This window comes from Pseudomonas sp. JV449, from assembly GCF_032424295.1.
Taxonomy (GTDB): Bacteria; Pseudomonadota; Gammaproteobacteria; order Pseudomonadales; family Pseudomonadaceae; genus Aquipseudomonas; species Aquipseudomonas marginalis.
On the sequence record NZ_VYKD01000021.1, the window covers coordinates 63,746 to 77,131 of the forward strand.

Below are 13,386 nucleotides of genomic sequence, written 5' to 3' on the forward strand. Positions count from 1 at the left end.
GGTTATCGTCCCCTCAGCAGTTTCAGGGTGCTGCGCCCGAACATGCGGCTGGCTGCCGGTGGTGGCGCGGAAGGCCGGTCGGACTGGCTGAAACGGGCTTCGAGCCAGCGCTGGAAAAAGCCCCAGAGGGTGGTCAGCGTCAGGAAATACAGGGCGACCACCAGGTACAGCTCAAACACGCGGAAGGTCGCCGAGGTGATCATCTGGGTGCTGAGCAGCAGCTCCTGCACACCGATCACGCTGACCAGGGTGGTGTTCTTGAGCATCACGTTGAACTCATTGCCCAGCGGCGGCACGATCACCCGGAACGCCTGGGGCAGCACGATGCGCCGCATCAACTTGGCGAAGCCCATGCCCAGGGAGCGCCCGGCTTCATATTGGCCCTTGTCCACCGCGCCGATGCCGGCACGGATGATCTCGGCCATATAGGCACCTTCGTTGAGGCCCAGGGCAATGATCGCCGCCTGGATATTGCCGGGGACGATCAGGCCGAACAGTTCAATATCTTCGAAGCGGAAAATCCCGCCCGCCGCCAGTGCCGTGTACAGAAACACGATCTGTACCAGCAGCGGCGTGCCGCGCATCAGCCACACGTAAAAACGCACCGGCAGATGCAACAGCGGGTTCTTCGACAAGCGCAACAACGCCGCCGCCAGCCCCAGCGCGCAGCCCAACAGCATCGCCAGCACACTGATCAGGCACGTCAGCCACAGCCCCGTGAGGTAGACCCCGCTGGGCTGCAGCAGGTACTGCCAGAACACATCCCAATTGAAATTCATCGCAGGTACGCCTCAGTCGAGTGTGTCGCTGCTGACATGCCATTTGTCCAGCAACTGCACATAGCTGCCATCGCTGCGCATATCGCTGATCACCTGTTGCACGGCGGCGGTCAGTTGCGGGTCGTCCTTGCGTATGCCCAGGCCGGTGAGGATGCGGCTGAACGCCGGCACGCCTTCCTGGAACAGGTCCGGGGCCATTGCTGCGTAGTAACCGGCGGTTTCCACGGTGGTGCCGTAGGCGTCGACCTGGCTGATACGCAGGGCCTGGAAGGCATCGGTGTCGGTGTTGTAGACCACCAGTTTCATCGGGGGCTTGCCGGCCTTGGCGAGGCTTTCATTGTGGGCATCGAGCAGGGTCTTGATGGTGGAGCCGTTGAGCACCGCGACCTTGTGCGCGGACAGGTCATCCAGCGCCTTGATGCCCTTGGGGTTGCCCTTGGGCACCACCACCGACTGGCTGGAATACATGTAGTTGACGATGTCGATCACCTGGCGCCGCTCGGGTTTGTCGAACAACTGGTCGACGATCATGTCGCACTGCTGGGCGAGCAACGCCGGCACCAGCCCAGAGAACGGAATCACCCGCCATTGCACTTGCTTGTCGCCCAGGCGCCTGGCGATTTCCAGGCCCAGGTCGACGGTGAGCCCGCGCGGTTTCTGGGCTTCGTCGAAGGACACCAGGGGCGGGGAATCCATCCCCGAGCAATAGACAAGTTTGTCGACTTTTTGCAGACGATCCGGCACTTGAGGCGCAGCAAAGGCCCCCTGTGCGCAGAGACCGAAGGAGACAGCCACCAGCAAGGCGCGGCATTTATGCATGACCAGACACTCCAGTTCGTTGAATAACGGGGCAGGACTAAAGTCAAAACACAGCGGGTGTTTCTTATTGTTCGGTTTGCAGGAACTGGATCAGTGCCGGCACGGTGCCTTCGATGTGTTCGCGCACCACGGCTTCGGCGCGGGCGGCATCGCCGGCGCGGATCGCATCAAGGATCACTGCGTGTTCCTGGCGGGCGCTGAGGGGTTTTTCGCCGTGCTGCAGCCACAAGCGCATAGGTGCCTCGACCAGCGAGTACAGCGCCGAAATCTGCTTCATCAGGCGCGGGCGGCCGCTGAGGCTGCACAGGTATTCATGGAACGCGCGGTGCCGACTGACCCACGCGGCGCCTTCGTCACGGTAGTCGTCCATCTCATCGAGCATGCGCTCCAGGGCCGCCAGTTGACGCTCGCCGATCCGCCCGACGGCAACGCGTACCGCCAGGCCTTCAAGGGCGCTGCGCATCTCAAACACTTCGTGCAGTTCATCAATATCCAAACCGCTGACGACTGCGCCACGGTTGGGCCGCAGGGTCACCAGGCCCTGGGCGTCCAGGCGGCGAAAGGCCTCGCGCACCGGCATGCGGCTCATGCCGATCTCGCTGGCGATGTCTTCGGCGATCAGCCGGTCACCCTTGCGGTAGCGGCCGCCGCAAATGGCATCGAGCAGAAAGTTGTAGGCCTCCTCCTCGGCGGTGAGGGGCTGGCGGTCAACGTAAGCGGGAGCGAATTGCATCGGCAGCACCTTTTGAATTTTTGTATCCAATTATCCACGAATACAAAAAAGCAGGATGCGTGCCAACGGCTTGGGACAGGAGCCAAGTGATTGATTCAGATCGGATAGAAGGGAAAAAGCTGGGGCTGGCGTTGAAAAGTCGCGTGGGATTTTGCTACCCAATGGCGCAGAAGACGCCCCATTGGTGGGCGGAAGTAACAAGCGGACCGTGGGCGAGATGCTTTTTGCTTGAGGCGAATCCAGCCCACCGCTGGCGTTATGGCTCGACCGAATAGATGACGGTTTGCGCGCTGTTTTCGCCGACCGCCCGGCGGGTGAAATAGGTGTCGCCTTCGTCGGTGAGGATCTCGTAGTCGGCCTTGCGGGCCGGACTGGCGTGCTTGATGATTTTCAGCACGCGCTGGAACTTCACGCTTTGCGTGCCGTTCTGGTTGGGTCCGGTGAGCACATTGACGCTTTGAAACCAGCCGGCGTGCCGCTGGTTGCTCACCAGCGCGTGGCTCATCGCCTCGAAACGTTCCAACCGCGTGAAGCCCCATAGGGTCTGTTCTTCGACGGTGGCGCCCGGCGTAGCGGCGCCGGTAAACACAAACAGATTGATCGCCGGGCTGTCTTCGCAAAAGAAGTCGTAAGGGACCAGGCCGTCGACCATTTTCCTGCCGGGCACAAAGCCCTTTTTATGCACCTGAAACATCGCCACCTCCACTCAATCAAGGGTGACAAGTCTAATCAGGCGCGACGTACAGGGCGGTCAAGCCAGTGTAATGTCGTGTAAAGATCGCGCGCTGTGCAGGGTGATCTCCACTGCCAGCCCACCGCCTGGCTCGTTGCGCGCGAGGATGTGGCCGCCGTGCATCTGGACGGCCCTCGCAGCAATGGCCAGCCCCAGGCCAAACCCCACGCTGGCATCGCCCACCCCACGCTCGAACGGCTGGAAAATGCTGTGCAGCCGGTCATTGTCGACGCCCGGCCCTTGGTCGGTGATCTGTACCGTGAGGCGGTTCGCATCGTGGTTGACCTGCGCCGACACGCACACGGTGGTGTCCGGCCGGGTGTAGCGCACGGCATTGCGAATCACGTTCTCGAAGCAGCGGTACAACAACTCACCGCTGACGCAGGCGATAAACGGCGGGCACACCTGCAGGTGCACGCGACAGCCTTTGATGCCGGCCTCAAACTGCGCATCTTCAACGATCATCGCCAGCAATTCGACAATATCCACGGGCTCGCGCTCGATACTTTCCGGACGGCCTTGCAGGCGCGCCAGGGTCAGCAACGCCTCGATCAGGGTGTCCATGCGCTCGGATTCGCGCTCGATGCGTTCGAGCATTTCCAGGCGGGCGGCGTCCTGGCGCAACAGGCCGATGGCCGCCTGCATGCGCGTCAGCGGGGAGCGCAGTTCATGGGAGATGTCGTGCAGCAGCTGTTGCTGGGCCTCCACCAGCACCTTCAACTGGTTGGCCATGCGGTCGCAGTCTTCCGCCAGGTCGACGATCTCGTCGCGACGCTTGCCCATGGCCGGCTTGACCCGGGTTTCGAAGCGTCCCTGGGCCGCGTCGCTCATGGCGCGCTTCAGGTACGCCAGGGGCCAGGCCAGGTAATAGGCCATGTAGCCGCTGAACAGCGCACTCATCAACGTGCCGATGATCAGCGGAATCTGGTGCCAGGGCCGGCCCGGCGGGTTACCGGGCGCGTGGGTCGACCTGATCGACAGCGTCAGGCCTTCCTTGCTGACGACCGCTCGCTCATAGACCGGCTGCGTCACGGGCCCACCTACCAGCAATTGACCGGCACTGTTGTAGACGCCGATGGCCTCATCCGCCGGGCGCTCCCACACCGCCAGGAGCTGGCCGCCCGCCTCGACACCGAACGTTTGCAGCAGCTTGTCTTCGGCCGCCAGCATGGCTTCCACATGCGGGTCATTCGGCTGGAAACGGCCCAGTTCAAGCACGCCGACGCCCACCAGGAAGGTCAAGGTGGTCGCCAACCAGAAGGCCAGGAACAGTTTCCAGAACAGCAGGCTGGGCTTGGTCATTCGGCAATCAACAAATAGCCGAGGCCGCGTACGCTCTGGATCCAGGCCTTGGCGTCCGGGCGCGGCCCGAGTTTTTGCCGGATGCTGCTGATATGCACGTCGATGCGCCGGTCGTAGCGGGTCAGCGGGCAACCGAGGGCATTGAGTGACAGATCCTTTTTACTCACTACCTGGCCGGCACTGCGGGCCAGCTCTTCCAGCAGGCTGAACTCGGTGCTGGTCACGCCCAGCTCGAGGCCGTTCCACAGGGCCTGGCGCCTGCCGGGCCACAACACCAGCGCGCCGGTCGTGATCACTTCGGTGGTCGGCTGGCCCACCGGCTGCACCCTGCGCATGATGGCGCGCAGGCGCGCGACCAGTTCGCCGGGGGAGCTGGGCTTGGGCACGTAATCATCGGCGCCGAGTTCCAGGCCGGTGATGCGGTCGATGTTGTCGCCACGGGCGGTGAGCAGCACTACGGGTACCTGGCTGACGACGCGGATGCGCCGGAGTACCTCGATGCCCGAGCGCTGGGGCAGCATGACGTCCAGCACCACAATGCTGTAGCGCCCCGACAGCGCCTCCTCCTCGCCCTCCTCCCCCGTGTGCACGGCCGTGGCCTCAAAGCCTTCGCGCGCGAGGTATTGGCTCAGCATGTCAGTCAGTTCCTGGTCGTCGTCGACCAACAGTACGCGGATCATCTCGGGCTCGTCAGTGGGGGGTTGCGCATTATCGACCCGGCATTGGCATCCCAGACCAAACTTTACCTAACTTGACATTCGGTTAACCGCACCAAACGCCCCTCGCTCTTATGCTGGATGTTCACCAGTCCGGCCGCGCGGCGAGTTGTCCATGCGTGCCGGCGCTGCTTGTCGATGTGTTCTGGAAAAGATCTTGATGAATTTTTCGCGCCTGCTCTGCTCGGTTGCGCTGCTGCTCAATACCTCACTGGCACTCGCCCAAGGCTTCAAAATCTCGGATATTCGAATCAACGGCCTGCAACGGGTCTCTGCGGGCAGCGTGTTCGGGGCATTACCCCTGAACGTCGGCGACGAAGCGGATGACCGGCGCCTGGTGGACTCGACCCGCGCGCTGTTCAAGACCGGTTACTTCCAGGACATCCAACTGAGCCGCGAAGGCGATGTGTTGATCATCAATGTAGTCGAGCGTCCTTCGGTTGCCAGTATCGAATTCGAGGGCAACAAGGCGATTGCCACCGATGACCTGATGAAAGGCATGAAGCAATCGGGCCTTGCCGAGGGCGAGATTTTCCAGCGCGCCACCCTGGAAGGGATACGCAACGAGTTGCAGCGCCAGTACGTTGCCCAGGGCCGGTACTCGGCGTCGGTCGACGCGCAGGTGGTGGCTCAGCCGCGTAACCGCGTGGGCTTGAAAATCAAGATCGACGAAGGTGAAGTGGCGTCGATCCAGCACATCAACGTGGTGGGCAACACGGTGTTCGCCGACGACGCCCTGATCGACCAGTTCACCCTCAAGACCAGCAACTGGCTGTCGTTTTTCAAGAACGACGACAAATACGCACGGGAGAAGCTGTCGGGCGACCTTGAACGCTTGCGCTCCTATTACCTGGACCGTGGCTATATCAACATGGATATCACCTCGACCCAGGTCTCGATGACCCCGGACAAAAAGCACGTCTACATCACCGTGAACATCCACGAAGGCCAGAAATACACGGTACGCGAGGTGAAGCTCAGTGGTGAGCTGAAAGTCCCGCAGGACCAGGTCCAGTCCTTGCTGCTGGTGCAGAAGGGCCAGGTGTTCTCACGCAAACTGATGACCACCACCTCGGAGCTGATTACCCGTCGCCTGGGCAACGAAGGCTACACGTTCGCCAACGTCAACGGCGTGCCGCAGGCCCACGATGAAGACCACACGGTTGACGTCACGTTCTCCGTCGACCCAGGTAAGCGGGCCTACGTCAACCGTATCAACTTCCGTGGCAATACCAAGACCGACGACAAGGTGCTGCGGCGGGAAATGCGCCAGATGGAAGGTGGCTGGGCGTCGACGTACCTGATCGACCAGTCCAAGGTGCGCCTGGAGCGCCTGGGGTTCTTCAAAGAGGTGAACGTCGAGACGCCTGCGGTGGCCGGCCTCGACGACCAACTGGATGTGAACTACGCCGTGGAAGAACAAGCGTCCGGTTCGATTACCGCCAGCGTCGGCTTTGCCCAGAGTTCGGGCCTGATCCTCGGCGGCTCGATCACCCAGAACAACTTCCTCGGCACCGGCAACTACGCCAGCCTGGGGCTGACCCGCTCGTCCTACCAGAGCAAGTACAACATCGGTTTCACCGATCCCTACTTCACCACCGACGGGGTGAGCCTGGGTTACAACGCGTTCTACAGCAAGACCGACTACAACAAGTACTACGATGACGGGGTGTCCTATTACGCCATCAATAGTTTTGGCCTGGGCGCCACCCTCGGTTACCCGATCAATGAAACCTCGCGTTTGAGCTTTGGCCTGACGGCGCAACACGACAGTATCGAACCGGGCACCTACAGCGCCGACGAGATCTACGACTTTATCGAGCGCGAAGGCAAGGAATTCACCAACTTCAAGGCCAACCTCGGCTGGTCGGAATCGACCTTGAACAAAGGCGTGCTGGCGACTCGCGGGCATTCGCAAAACCTCAACCTGATGGTGACGGTGCCCGGCAGCGACCTGAGTTTCTACAAAATCGACTACACGGGGCAGACGTTCCTGCCTGTCAGCAACAACACATCACTGCGCTTTCACACCAAGCTCGGCTACGGCAGCGGCTACGGCTCCACGGACGGGCTGCCCTTCTATGAAACCTACACCGCCGGCGGCGAAGGCACGGTGCGCGGCTTTGAAAGCGGCACCCTCGGCCCGCGCAACACCCCGGCAACCGGTGCCTACGCCAGTGCCGGGCAGGCGTACTACTCGGACCGGGACACCGAATCGCTGGGCGGCAATATCCTGATAACAGGCGGCGCGGAGTACTTATTCCCGGTGCCGTTCATCAAAGACAACAAATCCGTGCGAACCTCGTTGTTCTGGGACGTGGGCACGGTGTATTCGGACAAGTGCTACCTCAGTACCACCCAAGGCTGCGGCAGCGTGGACCTGGGCCAGATGGCCAGTTCGGTGGGGGTTGGGGTGACGTGGTACAGCCCGCTGGGGCCGCTGAGTGTGAATTTGGCATACCCGATTCGCACGCCGGAGAACGCGGACAAGCAGGTGTTTCAGTTCTCCATGGGGCAGACGTTTTAAAGGTTGCGGCGTGTTGATGCGTTTCCCCCTTCTGGGAAAGGCCCTACACAAATACCGGACGTCTGGCGAAGCCGCGTTTATGTATTGTTTTTTATAAGGGAACTCTGCTGTCAAGCCTTGGTCGGCTGATGTGTGGATTTTCCTTTCACTACGCGGATAGATCGGATGAAACAGATGCCCTTCGTCGAGGCCAAGCCTGTTGCCGACAAAAAGCTGGCTTTGTTTGCACCCGTGTCAGCGCCATGGCGTTCAAGCGCAAGCCCGCTGCACCTGCACGATTTTGCTGCCTGTCGGAATGTCGAATCAGGCGCGGTTTTTATTATCGCTTCCGGCCTGTCAGCCAAATCATTCCCCCTCGAAAAGTTTGCGCACGTGCCCATGATCACCATGAATGGCGCCATTTCGATGTTTATGAACACCGATATCAAGCCGAGTTTTTACGCTTGCACGGACAGAAGCTTTTCCAAACAGCAGCCGGATTTATTCAATTACGCCATGGCTGTCAGCCAAAGGGTCGCGCTATGGGAAGACCACGCGCAATCCTCCCATGCTCGTCCAACCGGGCAGCTCTACCCGCTGTCCAAGGCTCCAAAACCGTCGTGGATCGATGTGGCGCTCGGAAGATCAAAAGAGCTGGTTACTGATCACTCCTTGATCGCCTTTCGGAAACGGTCCATCGGGTTCAGCAAGGACATGAGCCAGGGCTTTTTTGATGCCCGAACCGTGGCCTACCTGGCCATCCAGCTGGCATTCCACGTCGGGTTCTCCAAGGTTTTCCTGGTGGGCGTCGACCTGGACGAAAAGTCGGGGAGGTTTTACGAAACGAAAAACTCCACAAACTCCCCCTGCGGGCTCGACCAACACTATTACACCCGCATACTGCCGTCGTTCGAGTTGATGTCCAAAAAGGTCATGGGGGATGACTTCATGGTTTACAACTTATCCGATATTTCGAAGATCCCGGCGAGTGTGATTCCGCGTATCAGCGTCGCTCAAGTGGAAGCGATGCTCCACCAGTAGACACACAGTCGGCCTGGAGGCCTTCGCCAACTCCCTGCACTACACACATTGGGTGTCGGCAGTTGAGGGCCCTTCTCAAAAAATCCGAATATCAGCCCGGATACTTCAGTCTTTTTTAGCAGGAGATTGAAGGAGTTATCTGGATTGGGTTCCACGGCCAGCGAGAAGAATGGCGGGGGCCTTCTGTTGCATAGTGAGCACTATGCCCTGGGCCATTTGGGGCTTACGCTGAAGCGTATGCGCTGATCGTACTTCAGATCTGCCTATGCTCAATGAACCTGTGTGGGTTTAAAAAGAATTTTCAGAATCAGCAGACGCAACTCATCCAGGACCTTGATGGCCTGAAGCTTTCAGTGCATTGGCTGGATCCAAGCGTGGGGCGGTGACGATCTTGAGGAGGAAGTTGGGATGATCCCCCGCAAAAGTCCCTATGCGTAAAAAAGCCGAACTGGCTGGAGTTCGGCTAAGTCACTGAAAAATATGGTCGGGACGGAGTGATTCGAACACTCGACCCCTAGCACCCCATGCTAGTGCGCTACCGGACTGCGCTACGCCCCGACTAGGCGTGTTACTGGGTTCGCTTCGCAACGAAGCGATCAGGAATATACCGCAAGCTTTTGAAATGTGGAAGTATTTTAAAAGCCTGAATCATTTTTTCAAAACCACCAGCACATCTTCCAGTTCGGAGATCATCTGGCGGATCAGTTGCTTGTACTGGGTGGTGTCGTCTTTGGCTTCATCACCGGACATACGCTGGCGCGCGCCGCTGATGGTGAACCCCTGGTCATACAGCAACGCACGGATCTGTCGGATCATCAGCACATCCTGGCGCTGATAATACCGACGGTTCCCAGTGCGTTTGACGGGGTTGAGTTGAGGAAACTCCTGCTCCCAATAGCGCAGCACGTGCGGTTTTACCGCACAGAGCTCGCTGACTTCACCAATGGTGAAGTAGCGTTTGCCTGGGATGACGGGTAGCTCGTCGTTATGACTTGGTTCCAGCATAAGCCTCAACTCGGGCCTTCAACTTCTGCCCTGGACGAAAGGTGACCACACGGCGAGCCGTGATCGGGATTTCTTCTCCCGTTTTTGGATTGCGGCCAGGCCGCTGGCGTTTGTCCCGCAGATCAAAATTGCCGAAACCGGACAATTTGACCTGTTCGTTGTCTTCCAGAGCGTGTCTGATCTCTTCAAAAAACAGCTCGACCAATTCCTTGGCCTCGCGCTTGTTCAGACCCAACTCTTCGTACAGACGTTCCGCCATCTCAGCTTTCGTCAAAGCCCCCATACGTCACTTCCTTAACGTGGCGTTTAACCTTTGTTCGAGCGAGGTGAGGATATTTTGTGTCGTGGTATTCACCTCATCGTCATTAAGAGTGCGCGATGGATGCTGCCAGGTCAAGCCAACTGCAAGGCTTTTTCTATGCGGATCAATGCCTTTACCCTGATAGACGTCAAATAGCCTGAGGTCTGTCAGCCATTCCCCTGCATTTTCACGGATTACATCCAGAACCGCAGTGGCGGCGACTTCACGGTCGGCGATCAGGGCCAGGTCGCGACGCACTTCAGGGAAGCGCGACAACTCGCTGAATTTAGGCATCTTGCCCGAGGCCACTTCGGCCAGGACCAGCTCGAAGACGAAGACCGGGCGGTCGAGCCCAAGGGTTTTCGACAGTTCCGGGTGGATGGCCCCGATGAAGCCCACCAGACGACCTTCGCGCTCGATACGCGCAGTCTGACCAGGGTGCAACGCCGGGTGGTTGCCTGGCACAAATGTGAAGTCGTCCAGTGCACCGGCAAAGCCCAGTACCGCTTCCACGTCCGCTTTAACGTCGAAGAAGTCCACGGCATCCCGGCCTTGCGCCCAGCCTTCCGGCAAGCGACTGCCGCAAACAACGCCGGCCAGCATTGGCTCTTGCTTCAGGCCGTCGAGTTGCCCGACAAACCGCAGGCCGCTTTCGAACATGCGCACGCGGTCTTGCTGACGGTTCAGGTTATGGGAAAGGGCTTTCACCAGGCCCGGCCACAGGGATGAACGCATGGCGGCCATGTCGTTGGAGATCGGATTGGCCAGCAGCAGCGGCTCGACGCCCGGGTTGAACAGTTCGAACTGCTTCGGGTCGATGAAGCTGTAGGTCACCGCTTCCTGATAGCCACGGGCAACCAGCAGACGGCGCAGCTCAGGCAGGTGCGCACGCGCTTCTGCCTTGGGTTGCGGTGCCAGGCGCGCTTGCGGGTAACGAACCGGCAGGCGGTTGTAACCGTACAGGCGAGCCAATTCTTCGATCAGATCGACTTCCAGGCTGATATCGAAGCGATGGCTTGGCACGTCAACATGCCACTGCGCTTCCCCACCCGCAGAAATGTTCAACCCGAGGGCCGACAACAATTGCTCGATTTCAGCCGGAGCGATGACCAGGCCAAGCATTTGCTCGACACTTTTGGCGCGCAGGGTGATCGGCGCAACGGACGGCAGATACTGTTCACTGACAGTCTCAGTGATCGGGCCGGCTTCGCCACCGGTGATTTCCAGCAGCAGGCCAGTGGCGCGCTCCATGGCTTCACGGGCGAGCTTCCAGTCCACCCCGCGCTCATAGCGATGTGAGGCATCGGTGTGCAGGCCGTAGGAGCGGGCCTTGCCAGCGATGGCAATCTGGTCGAAGAACGCGCTTTCAAGGAATACATCGCGCGTGGTCGCGGACACACCGCTGTGCTCGCCCCCCATCACACCGGCAATCGCCAGGGCGCGGGAATGGTCAGCGATCACCAGGGTGTCGGCGCGCAGGCTGACTTCCTGGCCGTCGAGCAATACAAGCTTCTCGCCTTCTTCGGCCATGCGCACACGGATGCCGCCATTGATTTCGGCGAGATCGAAAGCGTGCAGCGGCTGGCCCAGCTCAAGCATCACGTAGTTGGTGATGTCAACGGCAGCGTCGATGCTACGCACGTCGGCGCGGCGCAGACGCTCAACCATCCACAACGGGGTTGGCTTGGACAGGTCAACGTTGCGGATCACGCGCCCCAGGTAACGTGGGCAGGCGTTTGGTGCCAGTACTTCGATCGGACGCACTTCATCGTGGACCGCAGCCACTGCGGCAACCACTGGACGAGTGACTGGCGCGTTGTACAACGCGCCCACTTCACGTGCCAGGCCGGCCAGGGACAGGCAGTCGCCACGGTTCGGGGTCAGGTCGACCTCGATACTGGCGTCTTCCAGCTCCAGGTAGACACGAATGTCCTGGCCCACAGGTGCATCGGCCGGCAGCTCCATCAGGCCATCATTGCCCTCGCCTACTTGCAGCTCCGCCTGGGAGCACAGCATGCCGTTGGACTCGACGCCACGCAGCTTGGCTTTCTTGATCTTGAAGTCGCCCGGCAGTTCGGCACCGATCATGGCGAACGGGATCTTCAGGCCCGGGCGCACGTTAGGCGCTCCGCACACGACCTGGAACGTTTGTGCGCCATTGCTGACCTGGCACACACGCAATTTGTCAGCATCGGGGTGTTGCTCGGTGCTCAGCACCTCGCCCACCACCACACCACTGAAAACACCGGCGGCCGGCGTAACGCTATCGACCTCAAGACCGGCCATCGACAGACGCGCAACCAGCGCATCGCGATCTACCTGCGGGCTTACCCAGCCGCGCAGCCATTGTTCACTGAATTTCATCCTGCTCTCCTAAAGATTCGTTACGACTAGCGAAATTGCGCGAGGAACCGCAAGTCGTTGTCGAAGAACAGACGCAAGTCGTTCACGCCGTAACGCAGCATGGCCAGACGCTCAACGCCCATGCCGAAGGCAAAGCCCGAGAACTCTTCCGGATCGATCCCGGACATGCGCAGCACATTGGGGTGAACCATGCCGCAGCCCATCACTTCCAGCCAGCCAGTCTGCTTGCAGACGCGGCAGCCTTTACCGCTGCACATCACGCATTCCATGTCGACTTCTGCGGATGGCTCGGTGAACGGGAAGAATGATGGACGGAAACGCACCGCCAGCTCTTTCTCGAAGAACACTCGCAGGAACTCTTCGATGGTGCCCTTGAGGTCGGCGAAGTTGATGTCGCGATCAACCAGCAGGCCTTCGACCTGGTGGAACATCGGCGAGTGGGTGATATCGGAGTCGCTGCGGTACACACGGCCTGGGCAGACAATGCGGATCGGCGGCTTGTTCGCTTCCATGGTGCGGACCTGTACCGGGGAGGTATGGGTGCGCAACAGCATGTTTGCATTGAAATAGAAGGTGTCGTGCATCGACCGGGCCGGGTGATGGCCTGGGATGTTGAGCGCCTCGAAGTTGTGATAGTCGTCTTCGACCTCAGGGCCTTCGGCAATGCCGTAGCCGATATGGGTGAAGAACTGCTCGATACGTTCCAGAGTCCGGGTGATCGGATGCAGACCGCCCGAGGCCTGGCCACGACCAGGCAGGGTTACATCAATGGACTCGGCGGCGAGTTTGGCTGCGAGATCGGCCTCCTCCATGGTCGCCTTGCGCGCATTGAGCACCTCTGTGACACGCTCCTTGGCAACGTTGATCAGCGCGCCGAATTGCGGGCGCTCTTCAGCCGGCAAATTTCCCAGGGTCTTCATCACCTGAGTCAATTCACCTTTTTTGCCAAGGTAGTGAACCCGGATTTGCTCCAGGGCATTGATATCTTCAGCGCTTTGCACAGCCTCAAGAGCTTGAGCGACGAGCGCGTCCAGGTTTTCCATGTACAGACTCCAGATACAAAATAGGGGAAGAGCTTGAAGGCTCT

At 59.8% G+C, this 13,386-nt stretch carries 12 protein-coding genes and 1 tRNA gene; 2 read left to right on the top strand and 11 right to left on the bottom strand.

Translation table 11 applies throughout. The features are described from left to right. Positions 1-2 precede the first annotated feature (2 nt). From F6S08_RS20760 to F6S08_RS20785, 6 genes are all read right to left on the bottom strand, one after another. Positions 3-779 carry an amino acid ABC transporter permease gene (locus F6S08_RS20760; RefSeq protein ID WP_027607402.1) on the bottom strand — a complete coding sequence of 259 codons (777 nt, stop codon included), beginning with the start codon at positions 777-779 and terminating at the stop codon, positions 3-5. Positions 780-791: 12 nt separating this feature from the next. Then, the gene (locus F6S08_RS20765) at positions 792-1,598 is read right to left on the bottom strand and encodes an ABC transporter substrate-binding protein (RefSeq protein ID WP_027607401.1); all 807 of its coding nucleotides are present in this window, start codon (positions 1,596-1,598) and stop codon (positions 792-794) included. A gap of 64 nt (positions 1,599-1,662) precedes the next feature. Next, a complete protein-coding gene (locus F6S08_RS20770; RefSeq protein WP_065927276.1) occupies positions 1,663-2,331 on the bottom strand; it encodes a GntR family transcriptional regulator in 669 nt (222 codons plus the stop codon). 256 nt (positions 2,332-2,587) lie between these two features. Then, a complete protein-coding gene (locus tag F6S08_RS20775; RefSeq protein WP_065927275.1) occupies positions 2,588-3,025 on the bottom strand; it encodes a hypothetical protein in 438 nt (145 codons plus the stop codon). A gap of 57 nt (positions 3,026-3,082) precedes the next feature. Then, positions 3,083-4,366, bottom strand: coding sequence for an ATP-binding protein (locus tag F6S08_RS20780; RefSeq protein ID WP_074847301.1), 1,284 nt, complete (start codon positions 4,364-4,366; stop codon positions 3,083-3,085). Further along, positions 4,363-5,046: a response regulator transcription factor gene (locus F6S08_RS20785; protein ID WP_065927273.1), complete on the bottom strand. Its 684-nt coding sequence runs from the start codon at positions 5,044-5,046 to the stop codon at positions 4,363-4,365. The genes F6S08_RS20780 and F6S08_RS20785 overlap by 4 nt, the downstream gene beginning before the upstream one ends. A gap of 196 nt (positions 5,047-5,242) precedes the next feature. Here F6S08_RS20785 and bamA point away from each other — a divergent pair, with 196 nt between their 5' ends. Then, on the top strand, positions 5,243-7,609 hold the full coding sequence (gene bamA, locus F6S08_RS20790) for an outer membrane protein assembly factor BamA (RefSeq protein WP_065927272.1): 2,367 nt from the start codon (positions 5,243-5,245) through the stop codon (positions 7,607-7,609). A gap of 165 nt (positions 7,610-7,774) precedes the next feature. Next, a complete protein-coding gene (locus F6S08_RS20795; protein ID WP_137212872.1) occupies positions 7,775-8,629 on the top strand; it encodes a lipopolysaccharide biosynthesis protein in 855 nt (284 codons plus the stop codon). A 481-nt stretch (positions 8,630-9,110) separates the two neighbouring features. Here F6S08_RS20795 and F6S08_RS20800 read toward each other — a convergent pair. The 5 genes from F6S08_RS20800 to pheS all read right to left on the bottom strand — a co-directional run bounded on the left by F6S08_RS20800 (position 9,111) and on the right by pheS (position 13,342). Then, positions 9,111-9,187 (bottom strand) — tRNA-Pro (locus F6S08_RS20800). A gap of 90 nt (positions 9,188-9,277) precedes the next feature. Further along, positions 9,278-9,634, bottom strand: a complete 357-nt coding sequence (locus F6S08_RS20805) for a MerR family transcriptional regulator (RefSeq protein WP_003174972.1) — start codon at positions 9,632-9,634, stop codon at positions 9,278-9,280. Continuing rightward, positions 9,615-9,917, bottom strand: coding sequence for an integration host factor subunit alpha (gene ihfA, locus F6S08_RS20810; RefSeq protein ID WP_002553164.1), 303 nt, complete (start codon positions 9,915-9,917; stop codon positions 9,615-9,617). The genes F6S08_RS20805 and ihfA overlap by 20 nt, the downstream gene beginning before the upstream one ends. A gap of 3 nt (positions 9,918-9,920) precedes the next feature. After that, a complete protein-coding gene (gene pheT / locus F6S08_RS20815) occupies positions 9,921-12,299 on the bottom strand; it encodes a phenylalanine--tRNA ligase subunit beta (protein WP_137212873.1) in 2,379 nt (792 codons plus the stop codon). Between the two features lie 26 nt (positions 12,300-12,325). Beyond that, positions 12,326-13,342: a phenylalanine--tRNA ligase subunit alpha gene (gene pheS / locus F6S08_RS20820; RefSeq protein ID WP_065927263.1), complete on the bottom strand. Its 1,017-nt coding sequence runs from the start codon at positions 13,340-13,342 to the stop codon at positions 12,326-12,328. Between the last annotated feature and the right edge of the window lie 44 nt (positions 13,343-13,386).